This is a genomic window from Paraburkholderia sp. J11-2 (assembly GCF_905220185.1).
Classification (GTDB): domain Bacteria; phylum Pseudomonadota; class Gammaproteobacteria; order Burkholderiales; family Burkholderiaceae; genus Paraburkholderia.
The window spans coordinates 34,609-59,823 of the sequence record NZ_CAJMYY010000001.1; the positions used below are offsets into that span (position 1 = coordinate 34,609).

The window sequence follows — 25,215 nt, forward strand, 5'->3', positions numbered from 1 at the left end:
CGGGGCCACGTCCGCGGCTAGATGTCGAGCGGATCGACTTCGAGATTCCAGCGCAGCACGCCGCGCAACGCGCGCAGCGCGGGCTGCCACGCGCGCAGCGTCGCCTGCAGCGCGGCGCGCGACTGGCTTTCCACGAGCAGTTGCGCGCGATGCACGTTCATCACCTTCACGATGGTGAGCGGCACCGCGTCATAGGCCATGACGCGCTCGGCGCCCGGAATCGCGGCGAGCGCTTCTGCTGCCTGGGCGAGAAACGCCAGCGCGGCTTCCAGCGTGCGCCCTTCGGCGCGCAATAACGCCTGATAGACGAACGGCGGCAGGTGCGCATCGCGCCGCTCCGCGATCTGCGTATTCGCAAAACCCACATAGTCCTGGCGCGCCAGCGCGTGATAGAGCGCATGGCGCGGATAGCGCGTCTGCACGAGCACCTCGCCGGGCAGTCCGGCGCGACCCGCACGCCCGCTCACCTGCATCAGTTGCGCGAACAGGCGCTCGCTCGCCCGGAAATCGTGCGAGAAGAGCGCATTGTCGGCGTTCAGCACGCCAACTAGCGACACGCGCTGGAAGTCGTGCCCCTTCGCGATCATCTGCGTGCCCACCAGGATGTCGACTTCGCCCGCGTGCACGTCGGAGAAAAGCGCCTGCGCGCTGCCCTTGCGGCGCGTGCTGTCGGCGTCGATGCGCAGCACCCGCGCTCCCGGCACCGCACTCGCAAGCGCCTCCTCGATTCGCTGCGTGCCGCGCCCCATGGGCGCGATGTCGACGTTGCCGCACTCGGGGCACGAATGCGGAATGCGCGATTCCCAGCCGCAGTGATGGCAGCGCAGTGCGCGCTCGGGCTTGTGCAGCACGACGTAGGCGCTGCAGCGCGGGCAACCCGCCACCCAGCCGCAGGCATCGCACGCGAGCGTGGGCGCGTAGCCGCGACGGTTCAGGAACACGAGGCTCTGCTCGCCGCGTTCGAGACGCGCCTTCATCGCCGCGACCAAAGGCCCGGAAAGCCCCTCGAACGAGGCTCGGCCGCGCCGGCGCTCCTCTTCGAGGTCGATCAGCTTGACGGTGGGCAGCACCGCGTCGGCAATGGCGCGGCGCGTGAGCGTGAGGCGCGTGTAGCGCCCCTGCTCGGCCTGCCACCAGCTTTCGAGCGACGGCGTGGCGGAGCCCAGCACGACCGGCACGCCGAGCTGCTTGGCGCGCCATACGGCGAGATCGCGCGCCGAGTAGCGCAGCCCTTCCTGCTGTTTGTAGGCGGGGTCGTGCTCCTCGTCGACCACGAGCATCTTGAGACGCGGCAGCGAGGCGAGCACCGCGAGCCGGGTGCCGAGCACGATGCGCGCGCGGCCCGTGTGCGCCGCAAGCCAGTTGCGGGCGCGCTCGCCTTCGGCCAGCCCGCTGTGAAGCGTCACGATGGCGTCGCTCGCGAGCATGGCCGCGAAGCGCGTGCGAAAGGCCGCCTCGAACTGCGGCGTGAGATTGATTTCGGGAACGAGCACCAGCGCCTGAGCGCCCGGATCGCGCTCGAGCAGCGCCGCGAGCGCGCGCAGATAGACTTCGGTCTTGCCGCTGCCCGTCACGCCATGCAACAGGAACGGTGCGAAGCCGCTCGCCGCGCCGATCGCCTCCACGGCGTCGGCTTGCTCGTCGCTCAGGCGCGGGATCTCAACAACGGCGGTGGCGTCCGCGGCGCTGCTGGCCATGCTTGCGGCCGAGCCGAACTCGATGCATTCATGCTCGACCCAGCCAGCGTCGCACCAGGCTTCGAGTGTCGCGATCGCCTTGGGATGCAACGCGCGCGCCGCGGCTGCGTCGAGTTCGCCGGCATCGGTTAGCGCCTGCGCGAGACGGCGCAGCGCCTGCGCGCGCGCCGGCAACGCGTCGGGCAGCGCGGCGCGCCCTTGCGGCAACAGCCGGTAGCGCTCCTCCGGGGCGAGGAGACGCGCCCAGCGCGACGGATCGCGCAACGCCTGAGGCAGCGCAGGCAACGCGACCTCGCCCAGGCCCCGCTGATAGTAGTCGGCGGCAAAGCCTGCCAGCGCGAGCCATTGCGCCGAAAGCGGCGGGCAGGCGGCGCACACAGCGCTCGCGTCACGGAGCTTGTTCGCGGGCACGTCGCTGTGAGCGTTCACTTCGCAGATGAGGCCGACCACATCGCGGCGTCCGAACGGCACACGCACCAGCATGCCGGGTTCGGGCGCGGTATCGAGGCTATAGCGATAGTCGTAGAGCGCGTCCAGAGGATGGTCCAGCGCCACGCGCACGAACGGCCCTGTCATGCTGCGCCCCCAGGGAAGTTCCGTACGCTAGCGCACAGACACGCAAACCTAAAGTAATACTTGAGATTTCGCGCTAAGTTTTGGATTCCGCAGAACAATCGCGCCCCCGAATCTGCGCCTGTGGATAACTTTGTTGAGAACTCGCCGGGCGTCGTCGCAGGGCGCCCGCGCAGGCTCGTTATGTGGGATACCGCACAGAGCGCCGTGGAGCGGCGAAAGCCTTGTCTGTCAAGGGTCTGATTGATTCTGCTCAGACTTAAGCGGGCGCCTGCGACAACCTTTCCCTCTTGCGCGCCGCAACGAGGCAAGTGTGCATAAGTCAAGTCTTGACAGGACCGCAATGGCGTCTGGGTGGCCTCTTGAGCCCGGTCATACCCTGATGCCCGGAGCCCAGCTTGATGCGGCGCACCAAAATGTCACGCACCGGCTGCGCGAATTGCGCGGCTGTGACGATGCACTTCGTCCACGAGTTCAGCCACGCTTTCGGGCGGCGTGAACTGCGAAATGCCGTGGCCGAGGTTGAACACGTGGCCCGGGTGCGCGCCAAAGCTGTCCAGTACCGCGCGCGCCTGCTCGCGAATCGCGGCAGGCGACGCGAATAGCACCGTGGGATCGAGGTTGCCCTGCAGCGCCACGCGATCGCCCACGCGTTCGCGCGCACGGCCAAGGTTGACGGTCCAGTCGAGGCCCACTGCGTCCACGCCCGTGTTGGCGATTTCATCGAGCCAGAGGCCGCCGCCCTTCGTGAACGTGATTACCGGCACGCGCTCGCCGTCGTGCTCGCGCTTGAGCTGCGCCACGACCTGAGCGATGTACGCGAGCGAAAAACGCTGATAGACGCCGTCCGCGAGCGCACCGCCCCAGGTGTCGAAAATCATCACGGCCTGCGCGCCTGCTTCGATCTGCGCGTTCAGGTAAGCCGCCACGGCCTGCGCGTTGACTTCGAGAATCCGCTGCATGAGGTCCGGCCGCGCGTACAGCATCGACTTCACCGTGCGGAAGTCGTCCGAGCCGCCGCCCTCGACCATGTAGCACGCGAGCGTCCACGGGCTGCCTGAGAAGCCGATGAGCGGCACGCGCTGGCGCCCTTGCGCATTGGTGAGCGCGCGGCGAATTTCGCGCACGGCGTCGGTCACATAGCCGAGCGTCGCGCCGATGTCCGGCACGGCGAGGCGCGCCACGTCTTCTTCCGTGCGCACGGGGTGCGCAAACTTCGGCCCTTCGCCCGCCTGGAACGAGAGGCCGAGGCCCATTGCATCCGGGATCGTCAGGATGTCGGAGAACAGGATCGCGGCATCGAGCGGATAGCGCTCGAGCGGCTGCAGCGTGACCTCGGTCGCGTAATCAGGATTCTTCGCGAGGCCGAGGAAGCTGCCCGCGCGGCTGCGCGTGGCGTTGTACTCCGGCAGATAGCGGCCTGCCTGGCGCATCAGCCAGATTGGCGTGTACTCGGTCGGCTGGCGCAGCAGCGCGCGCAGGAAGGTGTCGTTCAGGAGAGTGTGGGCCACGTGCTGGATGCGCGAAGTCGCGCCAAGGTTCGAAAGCGAGCGCCCATTTTACCGGAGCGGCCGCCCACCCATACCGCCGATGCCGCTGATGGGCGGCATCAGAAAGCGCAATAACACCGAAGTATAGGTCCTTGCATACCCAGGTAAGTCCGCGCTTATCGGTCAGGGCGCGCGAGGACTATGATCAGACGGCTTTCTAAACAATTACATCAATCAAAACCATAGAAGGAGACACGATGAAAAAAGTCGCCCTCGGCCTGACGATCGTTGGCGCCGCTGTGTTGAGCGCATGCGCCACGAGCCAATCCACCGGCACGCCGACCAACGGTATGCAGGCCGCCGCTCCTGCTACTAACGCTTCACGCCTCGATGAGATCCTCGCGCGCGGCACGCTGCGCGCCTGCACCACTGGCGACTACAAGCCCTACTCGTTCTACAGGCAGGACGGCACGTTCGAAGGCATCGATATCGACATGACGGAGTCGCTCGCGAAGTCGCTCGGCGTGAAGGCCGAGTTCGTGAAGACGTCGTGGTCGAACCTCATGACCGACTTCCTCGCGAAGTGCGACATTGCGGTGGGGGGCGTCTCCACGACGCTCGATCGCCAGAAACGCGCGTTCTTCACCGAGGCGTATCAAGTCGACGGCAAGACACCGATCGTGCGCTGCGACGACGTCAAGAAGTACCAGACCATTGCGCAGATCAACCAGCCTTCAGTGCGCGTGATCATGAATCCGGGCGGCACGAACGAGCGCTTTGCGAAGCAGTTCTTGCCGCATGCGAACCTCATCATGTATCCGGACAACGTGACGATCTTCAAGCAGATCCTCGCAGGCAAGGCCGACGTGATGGTGACCGACGCTTCCGAGACGATGCTGCAGCAAAAGCTCAACCCGGGCCTGTGTTCCGTGCATCCCGACAAGCCATTCCAGTACGGCGAGAAAGCGTGGATGGTGCCACGCGGCGACGTGGTGTTCCAGCAGTATGTCGACCAGTGGCTGCATCTTGCGCGCGCAAGCGGCGAATATCAGGCAATCTCCGACAAGTGGCTGAAGTGACGTGTTGACTCGCGCCACGTTGTTATGGCCCTTCGAATTGCTACGATGAGTTGCAAGACGATGCCGTAACACGAGGCGCGCAAAGTTTGCATTTCGCGCATGCGAGCGATGTCGACGCATTGCGCATGTGCGCAACCGGTAATTCCGTACGAAGCGCGTCACGCGCAAAAGGCCCATGCTGTGGGCCTTTCTTCATGCGATACGAATCCTCTCGCGCGAACGGCGATTCGGGCTGTCAAACCGCCTCGGAAAATAGCGGTAAAAATGACTTCCGTAAAACGCTCAGGATGGCAAAAAGAGGCTCTAAGCCTTATCTGGCGGGCGTTACAACCTGAAACACTTTGTTACCGCGAAGCCATCTTAATTCGCCCACAATGGCTTTCAACGGTTTCAACACGGATGTGGCTCGGTGCCAGTGTGAGCGGACACAAAACACCTGCCGGTCGGCACTACGCCGAAGCCCTCTCGAGGGGCATCCTTGTTGGAGCCGTGACCGGCGTCGCAGACGTTTCATGACCCGGCTCCTCCTTTGGTCTCCTCGCGCTAACCCCGTAGCGTGTGGTTTTTAGCGGGCTCCAGGCCCGCTTTTTTTTCGCCTGTATGTTTCGTTATTCAACAGGCATCGCTACGCACCCACTCCCTCCACCGCCAGATAATCGTTCGGTTTCCCGATTATTTTTGCGCGCCCATGCATCGCGCCGCGACGGGGCGATCTGTCCGCCGCGGCATTACGTCAAACCAGGCGTCAAGCCGTCTTCTGCTCGCTGATCTTGAGTTCGTCGATCATGCGCGCGCGCATCACGAACTTCTGCACCTTGCCTGTTACGGTCATCGGCAGTTCGTCGACGAAGCGGATGTACTTCGGGATCTTGTAGTGCGCAATCTGCCCCTGGCAGAACGCCTGAATGTCTTCAGCTGTTGCCACCTCGCCCGGCCGCAGCACGATCCACGCGCACACTTCCTCGCCGTACTTCGCATCGGGCACGCCGAATACCTGCGCCGATTGCACCTTCGGATGGCGGAACAGAAACTCCTCGATCTCGCGCGGATAGATGTTCTCTCCTCCGCGAATGAGCATGTCCTTCAAGCGGCCGACGATGTTGCAGTAGCCTTCGGCGTCGATCGTGGCGAGATCGCCCGTATGCATCCAGCCGTCGACGATCGACTCTGCCGTCTTCTCCTCATCGCCCCAGTAGCCCTGCATCACCGAATAACCCTTCGTACACAGCTCGCCCGTTTCGCCCACAGGCACGGTGTTGCCGAGCGCATCGACGATCTTGACTTCGAGATGCGGCTGAATGCGGCCCACGGTGGTCGTGCGCTTGTCGAGCGGGTCGGTTGTCGAGCTTTGGAACGACACCGGGCTCGTTTCCGTCATGCCGTAGGCAATCGTGATTTCGGCGAGATGCATCTTCGACACTACGCGCTTCATCGTCTCAATCGGACAAGGCGAGCCGGCCATGATGCCCGTGCGCAGCTTCGAAAGATCGAAGCTCGCGAACTCCGGATGATCGAGTTCCGCGATGAACATGGTGGGTACGCCATGCAGTGCCGTGCACCCCTCTTCCGAGACGGCTGCGAGCGTCGCGCGCGGATCGAAAGCCTCGCCTGGGAACACCATGTTTGCGCCCACCGAAACGCACGCGAGCACCGCGAGCACCATACCGAAGCAGTGATAAAGCGGCACCGGAATGCAGAGCGAGTCTTCCTCCGTGAGGCGCATTGCCTGGGCGATGAAACGCCCGTTGTTGAGCACGTTGCGGTGCGTGAGCGTCGCGCCCTTCGGATTGCCGGTCGTGCCGCTCGTGAACTGGATGTTGATCGCGTCGTCGGGCGATAGCGTCGCATCAATTGCGTCGAGCCACGCCGTGCCGTCGCGGGCAATGCGCTCGCGGCCCATCTCCACGAGTTCGCTGAAGCAGAGCATGCCGGGCGTGGCCGTGTCGCACATACGCACGACCGCACGCAGCTCGGGCAGGCGCGCGGCCTGCAGCTGGCCGGGGGCAGCGGTCGCAAGCTCCGGCGCAAGCGTCTGCAGCATCTCCAGATACTTCGAGGTCTTGAAGCTCTCCGCGGAAACAATGGCCTTGCAACTCACCTTGTTCAGCGCGTATTCGAGTTCGGCGAGGCGATACGCGGGATTGATGTTGACGAGCACCGCGCCGATGCGCGCGGTCGCAAACTGGGTGAGCAACCACTCGACGCGATTGGGCGACCAGATGCCAACGCGATCCCCTTTGACGATGCCTAGCTCGGCGAAACCGGCGGCGAGCACGTCCACTTCGGCGGCAAACTCTCGCCAGTTCCAGCGGATGCCCTGCTCGCGAAATACCGCGGCGGGCCGCTCGGGAAACCGCTTCGCCGTCTCCTGCAGGAAGGTGCCTAGGGTCGCGTCGCTGAGCGGCACGTCGATCGTGCCTCGTACGTATGAAAGCCCGTCTTTCGGCGCGATGAGCGGCTCATGTACACCGGGCGCTGCGGGCGCGCCTGCTGCGTCGATTGCCATGATGGCTGTCTCCTGGGGAGCGTCACTCCCGCGTTTGAAATGAATTTGAAATCCATTGTGCCACCGGCTTTCCCGGGGGCGGCATCAAGTCTTACCCGCGGAGCACGCATCTGGGCCGGCCGCGAACGCATGATTTGGCATTACCTTTCCGTAAACGTCAAGTATGTCAGAGCGTTTTTGTCGACCACCGTGGCTCAGGGCATTTATGCCGCGTTTTTCATCGCAATGCCATCGGGCCGTGCCCGTTCAGCTGCACGCAAATGCAAAAAGGGCTCCCCGATTGGGGAGCCCTTTTTGCTTCGGACTACGCGCCGCAAAGGCGCGTGTACGAGAACCAATTAATGCTGGTTCATCTTGCGCAGGCGCTGGATCGCCGCGAGTTGCGCGACCGCGTAGGCCAGTTCGGCCTGGGCAGTGGCGTACTCGAGGTTCGAGCCGGCGTTCTGCAGCGTCTCTTCAGCGCGCTTGCGCGCTTCCGTGGCCTTCGCCTCGTCGAGGTCCTTGCCGCGGATCGCCGTGTCAGCGAGCACCGTGACGGCGCCCGGCTGCACTTCGAGAATGCCGCCTGCGACGAACACGAACTCTTCACCGCCGTCTTCCGCCACGATGCGCACGGCACCCGGACGAATACGCGTGATGAGCGGCGTGTGGCCCGGCAGAATGCCCAGCTCGCCCGCCTCGCCCGGAAGCGCGACGAACTTCGCCTGGCCGTCGAAGATGTTCTCTTCGGCGCTGACGACGTCTACCTTGATGGTTGCTGCCATATGTGTCGACTCCTGTGAATTGGTTGCGGCGGCGGATAAGTCACACGTGACTTATCCGCCCGTTGGCAACTCAACCCTTACTGGATCTTCTTGGCCTTTTCGAAGGCTTCGTCGATCGTGCCGACCATGTAGAACGCCTGCTCCGGCAGGTGATCGCACTCGCCGCCAACGATCATCTTGAAGCCGCGGATCGTTTCCTTCAGCGGCACGTACTTGCCCGGCGAGCCCGTGAAGACTTCCGCGACGTGGAACGGCTGCGAGAGGAAACGCTGGATCTTGCGTGCGCGGGCGACCGACAGCTTGTCTTCCGGCGACAGTTCGTCCATGCCCAGAATTGCGATGATGTCGCGCAGTTCCTTGTAGCGCTGCAGCGTTTGCTGCACGCCACGCGTGATCGAGTAGTGCTCTTCGCCAATCACGTTCGGGTCGATCTGACGCGAGGTCGAGTCGAGCGGATCGACTGCCGGGTAGATACCCAGCGAAGCGATGTCACGCGACAGCACGACGGTTGCGTCAAGGTGGCCGAAGGTCGTAGCCGGCGACGGGTCGGTCAAGTCGTCCGCAGGGACGTACACGGCCTGAACCGACGTAATCGAGCCCTTCTTCGTGGACGTGATGCGCTCTTGCAGCTTGCCCATTTCTTCAGCCAGCGTCGGCTGATAGCCCACTGCCGAAGGCATACGGCCAAGCAGTGCCGACACTTCGGTACCGGCCAGCGTGAAACGGTAGATGTTGTCGACGAAGAACAGCACGTCGAGGCCTTCGTCACGGAAGTACTCGGCCATCGTGAGGCCCGTCAGCGCGACGCGCAGACGGTTGCCCGGCGGCTCGTTCATCTGGCCGTACACCAGCGCGACCTTGTCGAGAACGTTCGAGTCCTTCATTTCGTGGTAGAAGTCGTTGCCCTCACGGGTACGCTCGCCCACGCCCGCGAACACGGAGAAACCGCCGTGCTCCTTTGCGATGTTGTTGATGAGCTCCATCATGTTGACGGTCTTGCCCACGCCAGCACCGCCGAACAGACCGACCTTGCCGCCCTTTGCGAACGGGCAGATCAGGTCGATAACCTTGATGCCGGTTTCGAGCAGTTCCGCCGAAGGCGACAGATCTTCGAACGCCGGAGCCTTCTGGTGGATCGCGCGCGTGTTTTCGCTAACGATCGGACCGGCTTCGTCGATCGGACGGCCCAGCACGTCCATGATGCGGCCAAGCGTCGGCTTGCCGACCGGCACGCTGATGGGCTTGCCCGTGTTCTTCACCACGGTGCCGCGACGCAGACCGTCCGAAGCGCCCAGACAGATGGTGCGGACAACGCCGTCGCCCAGCTGCTGCTGCACTTCGAGGGTCAGGTCCGATCCTTCGAGAATCAGCGCGTCGTAGATCTTCGGCATGGTCTCGCGCGGGAATTCCACGTCGATCACCGCGCCGATGCACTGTACGATCTTGCCTTCTACCAAAGCAGTTGTACTCATCGATTTTCCTTTAGATACCTGAATTCTTCACTCGCTCACCGGTTCAACACCGGCGCGGTTTCGCAATCGGTTCGCGACTATCAGACGGCTGCTGCGCCGCCGACGATTTCCGAAAGTTCCTTCGTAATCGCGGCCTGGCGGCTCTTGTTGTACGAGAGCTGCAGTTCGTTGATGACCGTCTTCGCGTTGTCCGACGCCGCCTTCATCGCCACCATACGGGCCGACTGCTCCGAAGCCATGTTTTCCGCCACGGCCTGATAGACCAGGGCTTCGACATAGCGCACCAGCAGTTCGTCCACGACGGTTTGCGCGTCCGGCTCGTAGATGTAGTCCCACGCCGACTTCGGCGTCGTGCCGTCGTCGTTCGCTTCGAGACGCTCGGCCGACAGCGGCAGCAGTTGCTCGATCACAGGCTCCTGCTTCATCGTGTTGACGAAGCGCGTGTACGCGAGGTACACGGCGGAAAGCTTGCCTTCCGAGTACTGGTCGAGCTGCACCTTGATCGCGCCGATCAGCTTTTCGAGGTGCGGCGTGTCGCCGAGTTGCACAACGTTCGAGACGACCTTCGCGCGCAGACGGTTCAGGAAACCGAGGCCCTTGCTGCCGATCGCAGTTGCTTCGATCGACGTGCCGGATGCTTCCAGATCCTTGATCTTCTGCAGCGTCGCGCGCAGCACGTTAGTGTTCATCCCGCCGCACAGACCCTTGTCGGTCGTGACGAGAATCACGCCTGCGACCTTCGCACCGGTGTTTTCCACCATGAACGGGTGGCGGTACTCGGGGTTCGCACGGCTCATGTGCGCAGCGATGTCGCGGACCTTGTCGGCATACGGGCGGGCGGCGCGCATGCGCTCCTGGGCACGGCGCATTTTCGACGCCGCGACCATTTCCATCGCCTTGGTGATCTTGCGCGTGTTTTGCACGCTCTTGATCTTGCCGCGAATTTCCTTCATTCCAGCCATTGCTTGCTCCTTTGTCGACCCGAGTCAGCGCTTGCACACTCACTCGGGTCCCAGTCCGATTATCTAGATTGATTCCCGGACGGATCAGTATGCGCCGGACTTCTTGAAGTCCTTGAGAGCCGCGTGGAGCGCGTTCTCGTCGTCCTTCGAAAGGTCCTTCTTGTCCTCGATGCGCGCGACGAGGTCAGCGTGCTTCGACTTCAGGTATTCGCGCAGGCCCTTTTCGAACGGCAGGACGTCCTTGACGTCGATGTCGTCGAGGTAGCCGTTGTTCGCCGAGAACAGCGCAACAGCCAGTTCCCACACTTGCAGCGGCTGGTACTGCGGCTGCTTGAGCAGTTCCGTCACGCGGCGGCCGCGCTCGAGCTGCTTGCGGGTCGCTTCGTCCAGGTCCGATGCGAACTGGGCGAATGCAGCCAGTTCACGGTACTGCGCGAGGTCGGTACGGATACCGCCCGACAGCTTCTTCACGACCTTGGTCTGAGCCGCGCCACCCACACGCGACACCGAAACGCCGGCGTTGATTGCCGGGCGGATGCCTGCGTTGAAGAGGTCGGTTTCCAGGAAGATCTGGCCGTCGGTAATCGAGATCACGTTCGTCGGAACGAATGCGGTCACGTCGCCGGCTTGCGTTTCGATGATCGGCAGTGCGGTGAGCGAACCCGTCTTGCCCTTCACTTCGCCGTTCGTGAACTTCTCGACGTAGTCGGCCGACACGCGCGCGGCGCGCTCGAGCAGACGCGAGTGGAGATAGAACACGTCGCCGGGGTAAGCTTCACGGCCCGGCGGGCGGCGCAGCAGCAGCGAGATCTGACGGTATGCCCAGGCTTGCTTGGTCAAGTCGTCATAAATGATCAGGGCGTCTTGACCGCGGTCGCGGAAGTATTCGCCCATCGTGCAGCCGGCGTACGGCGCGAGGTACTGCAGCGCGGCCGATTCCGAAGCCGAAGCGGCGACGACGATCGTGTATTCGATCGCGCCCGTTTCTTCGAGCTTGCGCAGCACGTTCTGGATCGACGAAGCCTTCTGACCGATGGCGACGTAGATACAGATCAGGTCCTTGCCCTTCTGGTTGATGATCGTGTCGACGGCCACTGCGGTCTTGCCGCACTGACGGTCGCCGATGATCAGCTCACGCTGGCCACGGCCGATCGGCACCATCGAGTCGATCGACTTCAGACCCGTTTGCACCGGCTGCGACACGCCTTCACGCCAGATCACGCCCGGAGCGATCTTTTCGATCGCGTCGGTCATCTTGGCGTTGACCGGGCCCTTGCCGTCGATCGGGTTGCCGAGGGGATCGACCACGCGGCCGATCAGTTCCGGGCCCACCGGCACTTCGAGAATGCGGCCCGTCGTCTTGACGATGTCGCCTTCCGAGATGTGCTCGTACTCGCCGAGAATCACGGCGCCGACCGAGTCGCGCTCGAGGTTCAGCGCGAGGCCGAAGGTGTTGCCCGGGAATTCGAGCATTTCGCCCTGCATCACGTCCGACAGGCCGTGGATACGCACGATACCGTCGGTCACGGAGATCACGGTGCCCTGGTTGCGAACGTCGGCGCTCGCTTCAAGGCCCTGGATCCGGCTCTTGATCAGCTCGCTGATCTCAGAGGGATTGAGTTGCATTATTCGCTCCTGATGTTCAATTCTGTTGCGTGCCAGCCGCCGCGCCCGATTTTTGTAATCGAGGCGCTCAGGCGGTCAACGCCGCCTGCATGCTGGCGAGCCGCGCGCGGACCGAGGTATCGAGCACTTCGTCGCCGACCGTGACGCGCACGCCGCCGATGAGCGAGTTGTCGATCTCGACGGTCGGCTTCAGCTTGCATTTGAACTTGCGTTCGAGGCTGGCGACGAGGTCGTTCAACTGCGCGCCTTCGAGCGGGAACGCGCTGACGATCACTGCGTCAGCAGCACCTGCCTTGGCGTTCTTGAGCGCTTCGAACTGCGTCTGGATTTCCGGCAGCAGTGCCAGGCGATGATTCTCGATCAGCATCTGCACGAGGTTCTTCACCTCGGCCGATTCCTTGACCGGCGACTTCACCGCCGCGAGCAGCAGCTCGACGACCTGGGCATGGCTCACCTTCGGGCTCGTCGCGACCGACTGCACCTCGGGCAAGGCCGCAACCTGTGCCAGCTCCGAAACGAGCGTGGACCAGGCGGCGGTGTCACCAGCTTCGGCCACGCCAAACAGGGCTTCTGCGTACGGGCGGGCGATGGTTGCAAGTTCGGCCATGATCAGAGCTCGGCTTTCAGTTGATTCAGCAGTTCGGCGTGGGCCGACTGATCGACTTCGCGCTTCAGGATCTGCTCGGCGCCTTGCACAGCGAGTGCCGCGACTTCGGAACGCAGTGCTTCGCGTGCCTTGACGACCTGCTGGTCGGCGTCGGCTTTCGCTTGAGCGATGATGCGTGCCGCTTCGGCGTGTGCCTGGGCCTTGATTTCTTCTGCGACGGCCAGCGCGCGCTTTTCGGCGTCGGCGATACGGCTTTGACCCTCGTTACGGGCCGTGGCGAGCTCTTCGCCGACGCGCTTGTGCGCCGCTTCGAGTTCCGCCTTGCCCTTTTCCGCAGCGGCCAGGCCGTCTGCGATCTTCTTCGAGCGCTCGTCGAGGGCGTTGATCAACGGCGGCCACACGAACTTCATCGTGAACCACGCGAGGATCAGGAACACGACCATTTGCGCAAACAGGGTTGCGTTGAGATTCACGGTGTTTCCTTAATCGTTGCTATTCCGGGGAATTGAAACGGCAAGGCGCTCATCGGTTGTGAAACTCGATCAGCGCCTCGTCTCCCGTTCCGCCATGCGCCCACTACCCGTTATAGGTCAGGCGCAACCTTCCAGGGAACTTAGCCCGCGAGCTTCGAGAGCAGCGGGTTAGCGAACGCGAACAGCATTGCAACACCCACGCCGATCAGGAACGCTGCATCGATCAGACCAGCCAGCAGGAACATCTTCGTCTGCAGCGGGTTCATCAGTTCAGGCTGACGTGCGCAGGCTTCGATGTACTTGCCGCCCATCAGGCCGATACCGATACAGGCGCCGATTGCACCCAGGCCGATGATGATGCCGATACCGATGGCCGTGAAACCCTGGATGTTGGCGATGAAAGCTTGCATGATCACTCCTTTGTGAGATTTTCTGGAACTGGGGATTTAAAACTGCAAATCTGGTTTGACGAGCACTTAGTGCTTGTCGTGTGCCTGGCCGATGTACACCAGCGTCAGCATCATGAAAATGAACGCCTGCAGCAGAACGATCAGGATGTGGAAGATCGCCCAGACGCTGCCCGCAATCACGTGGCCGATGAAGCCAAGCACCGTCGTGTCCGCGCCGAAGCTCCACAGACCGCCCAGCAGCGCGATCAGCAGGAACAGCAGCTCGCCTGCATACATGTTGCCGAACAACCGCAGGGCGAGCGAAACCGTCTTGGCGACGAACTCGATGATGTTCAGTGCAAGGTTCGGGATCCACAGCAGCGGATGCGCGCCGAACGGGGCCGAGAGCAGTTCGTGTGCGAAGCCGCCAGGACCCTTGATCTTGAGGTTGTAGTAAATCATCAGCACGAACACGCCGAGCGCGATGCCGAACGTGCCGTTGAGGTCGGCCGTCGGAACGATACGCTGGTGCGGCAGCACTTCGGACAGGCCGAGCCAGCCGATCACGCGCGTGGGCAGATCGACAGGAATGAAGTCGAGCGAGTTCATGAGCGCGACCCAGATGAACACGGTCAGCGCGAGCGGCGCGATGAATGCGCGGTTGCCATGGACGATGGACTTGGACTGGTCCTCGACCATCTCGACCAGCATTTCGATGGCGCACTGGAAGCGGCCCGGTACGCCCGGGGTCGCTTTGCGCGCAGCGAGGCGCAAGATGAGGATCGTCACGACGCCACACAGGATCGACCAGAACAGCGTGTCGATGTTCCAGACGCTGAAGTCGACGATCGACGTCTGGTGCGAGGTCGCAAAGTTCTGCAAGTGGTGAGCAATGTACTCGGACGGACCCGGTCCGCTCGTTCCTTCGCTAGCTGCCATATCGTTAATGCCACCCAAATTGTCGAAAATCGTTTTCGGCCGCTCCCGCCGCAATACTGTATTGCGGGAACGCACCGCCGTGGATCGTGTCTTATCTGCTTCGCTTCGGCCGGCCGACTTCCACCTGCATCGCTTCGACGCCCTGAATTGAGGCGGCGCGATGTTGGTGGATCAGCGCCAGGCGAGCGCGATCCAATATGTCTTTAGTGCGATCAGGTACGTGACGAGCAAGGGAATCCACTGCACGTCGTGATACCAGAACGCGATGGCGACGAACATCGCAATCGTCGCCCCCATCTTGAAAGCTTCACCGAGCATCCAGTTCAGCACGGTGCCTGCACGACTCAACTGCCTGAGGCGTGCCGCGAACAGCGCGCCAGGAAACCAGCAGATCGCTCCGCCCAGGAACGCCGACAACGCAGCACTGCCCGGCGGCTTATAAAACAGCCACCACGCCAACGTTGCAACCAGGGACAAAACCACTTGCGCCGCCACGACACGAAACGGCGTGACGCGCGATGGGCGACTCACCTGCGCGCCGAAGATCTGCTCGGCTTCGGCCCGGGTGAGCGGAACGATGTCGTTATTATCTTGCTGGCTGGCGTCCAGCTCATCCCAGCGCGCGTTGTGATCAACGCGTCCGGAATGTTTTGCCGCTGCATCCTGCCCCCGGCTGGATGCTTCGACTTTGCCCGGCGGAACATCGGGCCCTTCATGCGCCTGCGGCGCTTCGTCTGGCCTCTGACCCACCATCGCTTTATTCCGGAAATTCGCCTGGCACGCTCTTTATTACAGCGCACTTACAGCATCGCCAACCAAATAAATCCGGGCGATTGTAAGCGATAGTTGCAGGCAATTCAAGACTTTAGGCCCTTCAATAACACCTGTGAAATGCGACTTCATGATGCGGGAAACGCGGCGCCGCGAAGGTGTGACCGGTAACTGTAAGGGACGAAGCAAGGAGAAAATAATCGTCAGGATGACCTGGTAATTTCGGGACCATCTGACGCGCAAACCTGACTATGCGCAGGATGTGGGATGTGGCGACGTCAGAACAGATGCAACAGCAGCGCGCCGCCTAGAAAGGCCGCGATCCAGAAAGGCACGGCGATCAGGTGAAACAGCAGCCACACGCCGCGCTCGCCGGAAAGACGCACGGCGATGAGATTCGCCAGCGAGCCGATGGCGACTCCGAAGCCGCCGACGCTCACGCCGAACGCGAGCGCGCGCCAGTCGTGCGTGAAGCCCGCGAGCACAATGGCCGCGGGCACGTTGCTGATAACCTGCGACAGCACCGCACCTGCGGCAAAAGCGCGCATAGGCGTTTGCAGCGACAACGACGTCAGTGCGTGGTGAATGGCGGGCAGCGCGGCCACACTGCGCAGCACGATGAACATCAGCACGAAGATCAGCAGCAGCAGCCAATCGATCTTGAGCACGATGCGAATGCGCCAGATCACGAAACCCGCGGCGACGGCGGCCAGCGCGACGCCTGCGTGGTGTGCATCGGCGAGCAGCACGAACGCGATGAAGAGCACGGCCGCGACGCTCGCCAGCGCGCGATCGACACGCTGCGGCGCGGCGTCTTTCGAGAGATCGAGCGGCGTGGACTTGAAGAGAAACGCGGCGAGCAGGATCAGCATCGCCATGAGAAACGCGCAAAGCGGCGCCAGCCCCACGACGAATCGTCCGAACGACACCCCGCTCACCTGCCAGAGGAACAGATTCTGCGGATTGCCGAGCGGCGTGAGCACCGAGCCCGCGTTCACGGCAAGCGCAATGACGATCACGAGACGTTTGAGCGGCAGCGGTGTGAGCTGGTGGAGCGAAAGCACGAGCGGCACCACGACGAAAAGCGCCACGTCGTTGGTCACGATCATCGATAGCACTGCGGCCAGCACGACGAGCAGCAACGCGAGCCCGCGTTCCGAGTGAATGTGGTGGACGAGCTTGTGCGCGAGCCAGGTCAGCAGTCCTGAATATTCGATGCCCTTCGTCAGAATGAGCAGGCCCGCGAGCGTCATCACCGTTTGCCAGTCGACGAGTGCGGGCAGCGAGGCAACGGGGCGCGGCGCGTAAATCTGCAACGCCACGAACGCCACGACAAGAATCGCGAGCACGGGCTCCGATGCGGCGAATGCGCCGATACGGCGCAACAGGCTGAAGGGCTCGCGCGCGCCCTGCTCCGATTCACGCACCGGCTTTATGCGCCGGCGCGCGGGTATGCCGTGGCGACGCGCATCACGTCGCCGTTTCGCCGCGCAAACGCAGCAGGATGCCGTCGAGCGCGTCGAGGTCGCCAAAGTCGACCGTGAGTTGCCCTCGCCCGCGTCGGCCGAGCTTGATCTTCACCGATGCGGCAAGCAGGTCCGACAACTCCTCTTCGAGGCGGCGCGTGTCGCGGCCACCGTCGTGCGCGGCCTTCGCTTTGACTGCCGGCGCGGCCTTCGTCGTCGCCGAAACGAGCTTCTCCGTTTCACGCACCGACATGCGCTTGTTGACCACCTGGTTGGCCAGCGTGATTTGCGTGGCGGCGTCCACCGCGAGCAGCGCGCGGGCGTGTCCCATGTCGAGATCGCCGGCAAGCAGCATGGTCTGCACGGGCGCCGCAAGATTGAGCAGACGCAGCAGGTTCGACACCGCGCTGCGCGAGCGGCCCACCGATTCGGCCGCCTGTTCGTGCGTGAAGCTGAACTCGTCGAGCAGGCGCTGGATACCCTGCGCCTCTTCCAGCGGATTCAGGTCCTCGCGCTGGATGTTCTCGATCAGCGCCATCGCGGCGGCGGCCTGGTCGGGCACGTCCTTCACGAGCACCGGCACTTCGGTCAGCCCGGCGATGTGCGCCGCACGGAAGCGTCGCTCGCCCGCGATGATTTCGTAGCGCCCCGGCGCAATCGGGCGCACGAGAATGGGCTGCATCAAACCCTGCGCGCGGATGCTCGCGGCCAGTTCCTGGAGCGCGCCCTCGTCCATGCGCGTGCGCGGCTGGTACTTGCCGGCCTGCATCTGCGTGAGCGGCAGCGTGTTAGGCGCGCCTTCGATCTTCACCGCTTCGGTGATGTCCGCGCTGCCGCCGAGCAATGCTTCCAGCCCCCGGCCCAGCCCCTTCTTCCGTGCTACTGCATTCATCGTGCTTCCCCAGTCTCTCGTCAGAGTGCGCGCACGCGCTCGATCATTTCCGCGCCGAACTGCACGTAGGCTTGTGCGCCGCGCGAAGCGCGATCGAATACCACACCCGGCAAGCCGTAGCTGGGCGCTTCGGCAAGTCGCACGTTGCGCGGGATCACGGCGTCGAAGACCTTGTCGCCGAAGTGCTCTTTCAATTGCTCGGAAACCTGCTGCTGCAGCGTGATGCGCGGGTCGAACATCACGCGCAGAAGACCAATCACCTTCAGGTCGCGATTCATGTTCGCGTGGACCTGCTTGATCGTATTGATGAGATCCGAGAGCCCTTCGAGCGCGAAGTATTCGCACTGCATCGGGATCACCACGCCATGTGCGGCGCACAGGCCGTTGAGTGTGAGCAGCGAAAGCGCCGGGGGGCAGTCGATCAGGACGAAGTCGTACTCGGCGTCGACTTCGGCGAGCGCAGCCTTCAGGCGCCGCTCACGCTGCTCGACCGTCACCAGTTCGACTTCGGCACCGGCCAGTTCACGGTTGGCCGGCAACACGTCGTAGCCAACCTGTTCGGGCCGCGTGCGCGCGGTGTTCACCGTGACGCCGTCGACCAGCACTTCATACACCGTGTTCTCGCACGCGGCCTTGTCGATGCCGCTGCCCATCGTGGCGTTGCCCTGCGGGTCGAGGTCGATGAGAAGGACACGTTGTCCCTGCGATGCGAGGCTCGCGGCGAGATTGACCGTTGTCGTCGTCTTGCCGACGCCGCCCTTCTGGTTCGCAACGCAGAAGATTTTTGCCATCTTTCGGGTGTCCCTTTTACTGCCTTAAAAAGTTTGCTTACGTTATGACGCAACCGCCTCGCGCACCACTCGGCCGATTGGCCATCGCCGGGTCGGTTCAGGCCGCGGCGACCGGCTCAACCGACACTTCGATCAGGTGACGCTCCGCATCGAGCATCGGCACATTCAGGCGGATTGTATTCAGCGCCTTGGTGCCCGACGGCAAGCGCTCAATCTCGCCTTCGGGGTGCACACCCTTCATCGCCCAGATCGCGCCGCCGTCCGCAACGAGATGACGGGCCAGTGTAACGAAATCGGCGAGATCCGCGAATGCCCGGGACACGATCAAATCGAATTTTTTTGGTACTTCCACGCCAGGACGCAGCGATTCGACTCGACCGGTCACTACCGCCAGGTTCGCGAGACCGAGTTCGGCCTTGGCTTGCGACTGGAACGCCGACTTTTTCTGCACGATATCGTTGAGCGTGACCTGCCAGTTCGGCCGCACGATCGCGAGTACGATGCCAGGCAGCCCGCCACCAGAGCCGACGTCGAGCACCGTTGCGTCGGCGCGCGCCGGCAGGTGCGGCACGATCGACAGCGAATCGAGAATGTGCTGGATCAGCATCTGACGCGGATCGCGGATCGCCGTGAGGTTGTAGACGGCGTTCCACTTGGCGAGCAGCGCAACGTAGTCGAGCAACTGCTCGTGCTGGCGCTCGGTGAGTTCGACACCCAGCGCCTCTGCGCCCTCTTTCAGCAGACGAGCCAGCGCGTCACGGTCCGCAATACCGGGTTGCCTCGAGCGGCCCGTCATTGCGCCACCGGCGTCGAGTCGGTGCCGCTCTCGTCCGCAGCGCCCGGATTCTGGCGACGGCGGCCAAGGCCACGCTTGAGGTGAACCATGAGCAACGAGATCGCGGCGGGCGTGATGCCGGAAATGCGCGATGCCTGGCCAATCGTCTCGGGACGGAACTGAGTTAGCTTCTGACGCGCCTCAAACGAAAGACCGCGTACTTCCGCGTAATCGATACCCTCCGGCAGACGCGTATTCTCTTGCGCGCCGTTGCGTTCGATCTCGTCGGCTTGACGATCGATATAGCCCTGATATTTGATACCGATCTCGATCTGCTCCTTGATCTGAGCGACCAGAACTTCGTCATCGGCAAGCGGAGCGTCTGGCGCGCAGGCGCCTTCACGCAGACCGCAAACGCCGTCATAGCTCACGCCCGGGCGGCGCAGCAGATCTGCGAGGTTGTACTCGCGATCGATCGACTTGCCGAGGAGTGCCGTTGCTTCTTCAGCCGACAGCGTCTTCGGATTCACCCACGTCGACTTCAGGCGCTCTGTTTCACGTGAAACAGCATCGCGCTTGCGGGAGAATGCGTCCCAACGAACGTCATCGATTACGCCCAGCTCGCGGCCAATCTCCGTCAACCGCATATCCGCGTTGTCTTCACGCAGGCTCAAGCGATATTCGGCTCGGCTCGTGAACATGCGATACGGCTCGGATACGCCACGCGTCACCAGGTCGTCGACCAGTACGCCGAGATATGCCTGATCGCGGCGCGGGCACCATGCGTCCTTGCCCTGCACCTGCAGCCCTGCATTCATGCCGGCCAGCAAGCCTTGCGCTGCCGCTTCTTCATAGCCCGTCGTACCATTGATCTGGCCCGCAAAAAATAGGCCGTTGATCACCTTGGTTTCGAGCGAAGCCTTGAGCCCACGCGGATCGAAGTAGTCATATTCGATCGCGTAGCCCGGACGCAGGATGTGCGCGTGCTCGAGGCCGCGCATCGAGTGCACGAGTTCAAGCTGCACGTCGAACGGCAGGCTAGTCGAGATCCCGTTCGGGTAGAACTCGTTCGTCGTCAGGCCCTCCGGTTCGAGGAAGATCTGATGCGACTCCTTCGACGCAAAGCGGTGAATCTTGTCTTCGATCGACGGGCAATAGCGCGGCCCTACACCTTCGATCACGCCCGTGTACATTGGCGAGCGGTCGAGGCCGCCGCGGATAATGTCGTGCGTGCGCTCGTTCGTATGCGTGACCCAGCACGGAATCTGGCGCGGGTGCTGCTCCGCGCGGCCGAGAAACGAGAAAACCGGCACCGGATCGAGGTCGCCGGGCTGCTCTTCGAGCACCGAGAAGTCGATCGTGCGGCCGTCGATACGCGGCGGCGTGCCCGTCTTCAGGCGCCCCTGCGGCAGTTTCAGCTCCTTCAGGCGCGACGAGAGCGTCACGGCAGCGGGATCCCCTGCGCGGCCGCCCGTGTAGTTGTTCAGGCCCACGTGGATCTTGCCGTCGAGGAAGGTCCCCGCCGTCAGTACGACTGCACGGCTGCGGAAGCGGATTCCCACCTGCGTGACGGCGCCAACGACGCGGTCGCCTTCGACCATTAGGTCTTCCACGGCCTGCTGGAACAGCCACAAATTCGGCTGATTCTCGAGGCGTCGGCGGATCGCCGCCTTATAGAGAATGCGGTCTGCCTGCGCGCGCGTCGCCCGGACCGCCGGACCCTTGGACGAATTGAGAATGCGGAACTGAATCCCGCCCTCGTCCGTCGCAGCGGCCATGGCGCCGCCGAGCGCGTCGACTTCCTTGACCAGATGGCCCTTGCCAATGCCGCCAATCGACGGATTGCAGCTCATCTGGCCGAGCGTTTCAATGTTGTGCGTAAGCAGGAGCGTCTTGACGCCCATACGGGCTGCGGCAAGCGCAGCCTCGGTTCCGGCGTGACCGCCGCCGACGACGATAACGTCAAACTCTGTGGGATAAAGCATGGCGGGACCTCACGCATGGACGGAAACGACCGCGTGAGCCTTCTCAGAAAAAGTGGTATGCGCGAATTATAACGGCTTACGGTTTAAGGCCGTTCACACCCGAGAATCGTTCCACGCAAGGGCAAAAAAAAACGGCGTGTTTCACGTGAAACACGCCGCTCATTTCTACAGCCATAGACGAAGTCAGACCGGTTTCTTCGCCAACCCCAGATACGTTTCGATCACGCGTGGGTTTTGCGCCAGCTCCCCCGCCGGCCCTTCGAGCGCCAGATCGCCAGTTTCCAGTACGTAGCCGTAGTCGGAAATCTGCAGTGCGGCACGTGCGTTCTGCTCGATGAGCAACGTCGCAACGCCGGTTTGCCGCAGCGCGCTGATGATGTGGAAGATTTCCTTCACGATGAGCGGCGCCAAACCGAGGCTAGGCTCGTCGAGCATCAGCAGATCGGGCTTGCCCATGAGCGCCCGGCCGACTGCGAGCATCTGCCGCTCGCCACCCGAAAGCGTGCCAGCCGCCTGGGCGCGGCGCTCCTTCAGGCGTGGAAACAGCGTGAAAACCGGCTCGAGTTGATCGAGGAAATTGCGTTCCCCTGCGCGCTTTCGCCGGTAGGCGCCGAGCACGAGGTTGTCCTCCACCGTCATCGAGGCAAACAACTCGCGCTTCTCCGGCACGAGACACATGCCGCGCGCCACACGCCGCTCAATCGGCAACGCGCCGATCTCGTCACCCATGTAAGCGATACGGCCGCTAGCGTGCCCCGCTACGGGCAGCGCGCCCATGATGGCATTGAGCAGCGTGGACTTGCCCGCGCCGTTCGGACCGATCACGGAAACGATCTGCCCTGCGCCCACCTTGATCGCCGCCTTGTGCAGCGCCTCGATCTTGCCGTAGCGAACGGCAAGTCCCGAGACTTCCAGTACGGGTGTCGTCATCATTCCACCCCGCCCAGGTACGCTTCCAGCACAGCCGGATCCTTTTGCACCTCTTCCGGCAAACCTTCCGCGATGCGCGTGCCGAACTCCATCACCACCAGGCGGTCGGTGAGATTCATCACGAAATCCATGTCGTGTTCGACCAGCAGCACACTCATGCCCTCTTCTCTCAGCTTGCGCAGCAATGCCGCCAACTGTTGCTTTTCCTGGTAACGCAGGCCGGCCGCCGGCTCGTCGAGCAGCAGCAAGGTCGGATCGCAGCACAGCGCGCGCGCAATCTCCAGGATCCGCTGCTGACCGAGTGCGAGGCTGCCCGCTTCGTCATACATATGCTGCTCGAGGCCCACGCGGCGAATTTGCTTCGCAGCCTCGCTCATGAGCCGTCCCTCTTCCGCGGCATTGAGCTTGGCGACGCTGCGCAGCACGCCCGCATGGCCTCGCAGGTGCGCGCCGATGGCAACGTTCTCGAGCACCGTCATCGTCGGCAGCAGTTTGACGTGCTGGAACGTACGGCCAATGCCGCGTGCGACGATTTCACGTGAAGTCAGGCGGTCGATGCGCTCGCCACGGAACGTGATCTCGCCGCTGGTCGGCTGAAGCACGCCGGTCACGAGATTGAAGGTCGTCGACTTGCCCGCGCCGTTCGGGCCGATCAGGCCGATGATCTGCCCCGCCTTGACCTCGAAGCTCACGTCGTTCACGGCCACCAGGCCGCCAAACTGCTTGCGCGCCTTGTTCACCGTCAGCAGCATCTCTCCCGTAGTCGGCTTGCTGCGCTGCGGCAAAGCCTCGGCCTGCTCGGGCACATGCGCCTGCGGGCCGCGCGGGAAGAAGCGCGCCACGAACGGCCAGACGCCGCGCCGCGCATATTGCAGCAGCAGCACCATCAAGATGCCGAATACGATGATCTCGAAGTTGCCGTTCTCGCCCAGCAGCTTCGGAAGCAGCGTTTGCAGCCAGTCCTGCAGCACGGTCAGGATCGCTGCGCCCAGCACCGCGCCCCAGACATGCGCCACGCCGCCCACCACGGCCATGAAGAGATACTCGATGCCGTGATTCAGACCGAACGGCGTCGGGTTCACCGCACGCTGCAAATGCGCGTACAGGAAGCCCGAAACCGCCGCGAGCACGGCCGCATAGACGAAGATCACCACACGCATCCAGCCGGTGTTCACGCCCATTGCCTCGGCCATCATGCCGCCGCCACGCAGCGCGCGAATCGCCCGGCCCATGCGGCTATTAAGCAGATTTTGAACCGACAGCACGGACAGGAGCACCACGACCCAGATCAGGTAATAGATATGGCGGCCCGATTCCAGATCGATGCCCAGCACGTTCAGCACGGGAATGCCATTGATGCCGTCGTACTTGCCGAGCATATCGAGATTGCCGAACAGGAAGAACAGTGCGAGGCCCCAGGCGATCGTACCGAGCGGCAGGAAGTGGCCCGACAGACGCATCGTGACGAGCCCCAGAACGAGCGCCACGAGCCCCGTGATCACCACGCCGACAATAAGCGCGAGCCACGGCGAGACGCCGTACTGCGTCGTCAGATACGCGGTCGCGTAAGCGCCAAGCCCGACGAACGCGGCCTGCCCGAAGCTCGTCATCCCGCCGATGCCGGTGAGCAGCACGAGGCCGATCGCGACGATCGAATAGAGGCCGATATAGTTGAGCAGCGTGATCCAGTATTCGGGCACGTGCACCGGATGAGGCAGCACCGGCAATGCGAACATCACCACGAGGAACAGCCAGAAGAAGCGGTTGTGCATGACGAATCGTTTCATCGCGTCACTCCTCTTCCTCTTCGGCGTGCGGCGTCGAGAGCGAGCGCCACAGCAGCACGGGGATGATCAGCGTGAACACGATCACTTCCTTATAAGAGCTCGCCCAGAACGACGAGTACGACTCCAGCAGCCCCACGAGCACGGAACCTGCCGCAGCCAGCGGGTAGCTCACCAGGCCGCCGATAATGGCCCCGACGAACCCCTTGAGGCCGATCAGGAAGCCCGAGTCGTAGTAGATGGTGGTGAGCGGCGAGACGAGGATGCCGCACAGCGCGCCGAGGCCCGCGGCGAGCGTGAACGCGAGCCGCCCGGCCTGCGTGGTGCCGATGCCGACGAGCCGCGCGCCAAGCCGGTTCACCGAAGTCGCGCGCAGCGCCTTGCCCGAAATCGTGCGGTCGAAATACAGATACAGCGCGACGATCAGCACGGCGGCCGTGCCGATCACCCAGAGACTTTGCCCCGAGATCGACAGGCTGCCGATGTTGAACGTGGCGTCGGAGAACGCGTTCGTGCGCGAGCCTTCCGCGCCGAACATCACGAGCCCGAGGCCCACCATCGCGAAATGCACGGCCACCGCTACGATCAGCAGCAGCAGCGTGGTCGCCTCGGCGATAGGCTCGTATGCGAGGCGATAGACGAACGGCCCCATCGGCACCACGATCGCGAGCGTGAGCGCGATCTGCACGAGCATGGGCAGTGGCTGGCTCGCGACTCCGCGCGTCACCGCATAGAGCGCGATGGGAAAGAGCAGATACTTGCCCGCGAGCGTCACGAGCGTACGCGCGGCGTGGCGCCGCCGTTCGGCGTGCCTCACGAGCCCGGCGGTCTCGACGATGAAGCACGCCGCCCCGAGCGCGACGAGCAGCCAGCACGTGGCCGGAAACTTCTGGGACTGCAGCGCGGCGAGCGTGAGCGCGCCATACGAAACGAACTCGCCCTGCGGAATGAAGATCACCCGCGTGACGGAGAACACCAGCACCAAGGCGAGCGCTAGCAGCGCGTAAATCGCACCGGTGGTGATGCCGTCCTGCGCGAGGATCGCGGCGATCGATAAATCCATACTCCCCTCTTCCTGAAACCTTCTGGAACCTGGAAAACAGCGACGTCGAAAAACGGAAATGCTCGTGCGAACCGTCAGACGCACGGTTCGGGCTTCATGTGTGAAAAGCCGGTGCGCAGCGATGAAGCCATGCACCGGTCATGCTTGTGCGTCATTCTCTGTGGCCAGAATGACGCCGTGA

General features: G+C 63.1%; 21 protein-coding genes. 1 reads left to right on the top strand and 20 read right to left on the bottom strand.

The features are described from left to right. Positions 1-17: 17 nt before the first annotated feature. Together U5A57_RS00155 and hemE are read right to left on the bottom strand one after the other, a co-directional pair. Positions 18-2,273 carry a primosomal protein N' gene (locus U5A57_RS00155; protein ID WP_321907164.1) on the bottom strand — a complete coding sequence of 752 codons (2,256 nt, stop codon included), beginning with the start codon at positions 2,271-2,273 and terminating at the stop codon, positions 18-20. A 416-nt stretch (positions 2,274-2,689) separates the two neighbouring features. Next, positions 2,690-3,781: a uroporphyrinogen decarboxylase gene (hemE, locus tag U5A57_RS00160; RefSeq protein WP_321907166.1), complete on the bottom strand. Its 1,092-nt coding sequence runs from the start codon at positions 3,779-3,781 to the stop codon at positions 2,690-2,692. Between the two features lie 236 nt (positions 3,782-4,017). Here hemE and U5A57_RS00165 point away from each other — a divergent pair, with 236 nt between their 5' ends. Further along, positions 4,018-4,839, top strand: a complete 822-nt coding sequence (locus U5A57_RS00165) for a transporter substrate-binding domain-containing protein (RefSeq protein ID WP_321907168.1) — start codon at positions 4,018-4,020, stop codon at positions 4,837-4,839. A gap of 745 nt (positions 4,840-5,584) precedes the next feature. Here the strand turns inward: U5A57_RS00165 and U5A57_RS00170 are convergent. The 18 genes from U5A57_RS00170 to U5A57_RS00255 form a co-directional block, all read right to left on the bottom strand. Beyond that, a complete protein-coding gene (locus tag U5A57_RS00170) occupies positions 5,585-7,345 on the bottom strand; it encodes an AMP-binding protein (RefSeq protein ID WP_321907170.1) in 1,761 nt (586 codons plus the stop codon). A gap of 338 nt (positions 7,346-7,683) precedes the next feature. Further along, positions 7,684-8,109 carry a F0F1 ATP synthase subunit epsilon gene (locus tag U5A57_RS00175; RefSeq protein WP_158758930.1) on the bottom strand — a complete coding sequence of 142 codons (426 nt, stop codon included), beginning with the start codon at positions 8,107-8,109 and terminating at the stop codon, positions 7,684-7,686. A gap of 77 nt (positions 8,110-8,186) precedes the next feature. Continuing rightward, positions 8,187-9,581 carry a F0F1 ATP synthase subunit beta gene (atpD, locus tag U5A57_RS00180; protein WP_321907171.1) on the bottom strand — a complete coding sequence of 465 codons (1,395 nt, stop codon included), beginning with the start codon at positions 9,579-9,581 and terminating at the stop codon, positions 8,187-8,189. A gap of 80 nt (positions 9,582-9,661) precedes the next feature. Further along, the gene (gene atpG / locus U5A57_RS00185; protein WP_233883441.1) at positions 9,662-10,543 is read right to left on the bottom strand and encodes a F0F1 ATP synthase subunit gamma; all 882 of its coding nucleotides are present in this window, start codon (positions 10,541-10,543) and stop codon (positions 9,662-9,664) included. 84 nt (positions 10,544-10,627) lie between these two features. Then, entirely contained in the window at positions 10,628-12,169 is a 1,542-nt protein-coding gene (gene atpA / locus U5A57_RS00190) for a F0F1 ATP synthase subunit alpha (protein ID WP_069264448.1), read from the bottom strand. 67 nt (positions 12,170-12,236) lie between these two features. Then, positions 12,237-12,776 (bottom strand): F0F1 ATP synthase subunit delta, encoded by a 540-nt coding sequence (locus U5A57_RS00195; RefSeq protein ID WP_158758934.1) that lies wholly within the window; start codon positions 12,774-12,776, stop codon positions 12,237-12,239. A gap of 2 nt (positions 12,777-12,778) precedes the next feature. Continuing rightward, the gene (locus tag U5A57_RS00200; RefSeq protein ID WP_133183351.1) at positions 12,779-13,249 is read right to left on the bottom strand and encodes a F0F1 ATP synthase subunit B; all 471 of its coding nucleotides are present in this window, start codon (positions 13,247-13,249) and stop codon (positions 12,779-12,781) included. Positions 13,250-13,389: 140 nt separating this feature from the next. Then, a complete protein-coding gene (gene atpE / locus U5A57_RS00205; protein WP_028203308.1) occupies positions 13,390-13,659 on the bottom strand; it encodes a F0F1 ATP synthase subunit C in 270 nt (89 codons plus the stop codon). Between the two features lie 66 nt (positions 13,660-13,725). Further along, a complete protein-coding gene (gene atpB / locus U5A57_RS00210; RefSeq protein WP_042265988.1) occupies positions 13,726-14,577 on the bottom strand; it encodes a F0F1 ATP synthase subunit A in 852 nt (283 codons plus the stop codon). 171 nt (positions 14,578-14,748) lie between these two features. Continuing rightward, positions 14,749-15,330, bottom strand: a complete 582-nt coding sequence (locus U5A57_RS00215) for an ATP synthase subunit I (protein WP_321907176.1) — start codon at positions 15,328-15,330, stop codon at positions 14,749-14,751. A 296-nt stretch (positions 15,331-15,626) separates the two neighbouring features. Further along, entirely contained in the window at positions 15,627-16,775 is a 1,149-nt protein-coding gene (locus U5A57_RS00220) for an SLC13 family permease (protein ID WP_415774565.1), read from the bottom strand. Between the two features lie 43 nt (positions 16,776-16,818). After that, entirely contained in the window at positions 16,819-17,706 is an 888-nt protein-coding gene (locus U5A57_RS00225) for a ParB/RepB/Spo0J family partition protein (protein ID WP_321907178.1), read from the bottom strand. Positions 17,707-17,726: 20 nt separating this feature from the next. Beyond that, on the bottom strand, positions 17,727-18,497 hold the full coding sequence (locus tag U5A57_RS00230) for a ParA family protein (RefSeq protein ID WP_321907181.1): 771 nt from the start codon (positions 18,495-18,497) through the stop codon (positions 17,727-17,729). A 97-nt stretch (positions 18,498-18,594) separates the two neighbouring features. Next, positions 18,595-19,293, bottom strand: a complete 699-nt coding sequence (rsmG, locus tag U5A57_RS00235) for a 16S rRNA (guanine(527)-N(7))-methyltransferase RsmG (protein WP_321907183.1) — start codon at positions 19,291-19,293, stop codon at positions 18,595-18,597. Then, positions 19,290-21,257, bottom strand: coding sequence for a tRNA uridine-5-carboxymethylaminomethyl(34) synthesis enzyme MnmG (gene mnmG, locus U5A57_RS00240; protein ID WP_321907185.1), 1,968 nt, complete (start codon positions 21,255-21,257; stop codon positions 19,290-19,292). Before mnmG ends, rsmG begins: the two co-directional genes overlap by 4 nt. Before the next feature lie 183 nt (positions 21,258-21,440). Further along, positions 21,441-22,190, bottom strand: a complete 750-nt coding sequence (locus U5A57_RS00245; RefSeq protein WP_321907187.1) for an ABC transporter ATP-binding protein — start codon at positions 22,188-22,190, stop codon at positions 21,441-21,443. After that, positions 22,187-23,974, bottom strand: a complete 1,788-nt coding sequence (locus U5A57_RS00250) for a branched-chain amino acid ABC transporter ATP-binding protein/permease (RefSeq protein ID WP_321907189.1) — start codon at positions 23,972-23,974, stop codon at positions 22,187-22,189. The genes U5A57_RS00245 and U5A57_RS00250 overlap by 4 nt, the downstream gene beginning before the upstream one ends. 4 nt (positions 23,975-23,978) lie before the next feature. Then, a complete protein-coding gene (locus U5A57_RS00255) occupies positions 23,979-25,034 on the bottom strand; it encodes a branched-chain amino acid ABC transporter permease (protein WP_321907191.1) in 1,056 nt (351 codons plus the stop codon). Between the last annotated feature and the right edge of the window lie 181 nt (positions 25,035-25,215).

Bases quoted from the DNA above. Each gene is read 5' to 3' on its own strand.
- U5A57_RS00155 (WP_321907164.1), bottom strand. From the start codon at position 2,273: ATGACAGGGCCGTTCGTGCGCGTGGCGCTGGACCATCCTCTGGACGCG.
- U5A57_RS00165 (WP_321907168.1), top strand. From the start codon at position 4,018: ATGAAAAAAGTCGCCCTCGGCCTGACGATCGTTGGCGCCGCTGTGTTG.
- U5A57_RS00170 (WP_321907170.1), bottom strand. From the start codon at position 7,345: ATGGCAATCGACGCAGCAGGCGCGCCCGCAGCGCCCGGTGTACATGAG.
- U5A57_RS00175 (WP_158758930.1), bottom strand. From the start codon at position 8,109: ATGGCAGCAACCATCAAGGTAGACGTCGTCAGCGCCGAAGAGAACATC.
- atpD (WP_321907171.1), bottom strand. From the start codon at position 9,581: ATGAGTACAACTGCTTTGGTAGAAGGCAAGATCGTACAGTGCATCGGC.
- atpG (WP_233883441.1), bottom strand. From the start codon at position 10,543: ATGGCTGGAATGAAGGAAATTCGCGGCAAGATCAAGAGCGTGCAAAAC.
- atpA (WP_069264448.1), bottom strand. From the start codon at position 12,169: ATGCAACTCAATCCCTCTGAGATCAGCGAGCTGATCAAGAGCCGGATC.
- U5A57_RS00195 (WP_158758934.1), bottom strand. From the start codon at position 12,776: ATGGCCGAACTTGCAACCATCGCCCGCCCGTACGCAGAAGCCCTGTTT.
- atpE (WP_028203308.1), bottom strand. From the start codon at position 13,659: ATGCAAGCTTTCATCGCCAACATCCAGGGTTTCACGGCCATCGGTATC.
- atpB (WP_042265988.1), bottom strand. From the start codon at position 14,577: ATGGCAGCTAGCGAAGGAACGAGCGGACCGGGTCCGTCCGAGTACATT.
- U5A57_RS00215 (WP_321907176.1), bottom strand. From the start codon at position 15,330: ATGGTGGGTCAGAGGCCAGACGAAGCGCCGCAGGCGCATGAAGGGCCC.
- U5A57_RS00225 (WP_321907178.1), bottom strand. From the start codon at position 17,706: ATGAATGCAGTAGCACGGAAGAAGGGGCTGGGCCGGGGGCTGGAAGCA.
- U5A57_RS00230 (WP_321907181.1), bottom strand. From the start codon at position 18,497: ATGGCAAAAATCTTCTGCGTTGCGAACCAGAAGGGCGGCGTCGGCAAG.
- rsmG (WP_321907183.1), bottom strand. From the start codon at position 19,293: ATGACGGGCCGCTCGAGGCAACCCGGTATTGCGGACCGTGACGCGCTG.
- mnmG (WP_321907185.1), bottom strand. From the start codon at position 21,257: ATGCTTTATCCCACAGAGTTTGACGTTATCGTCGTCGGCGGCGGTCAC.
- U5A57_RS00245 (WP_321907187.1), bottom strand. From the start codon at position 22,190: ATGATGACGACACCCGTACTGGAAGTCTCGGGACTTGCCGTTCGCTAC.
- U5A57_RS00250 (WP_321907189.1), bottom strand. From the start codon at position 23,974: ATGAAACGATTCGTCATGCACAACCGCTTCTTCTGGCTGTTCCTCGTG.
- U5A57_RS00255 (WP_321907191.1), bottom strand. From the start codon at position 25,034: ATGGATTTATCGATCGCCGCGATCCTCGCGCAGGACGGCATCACCACC.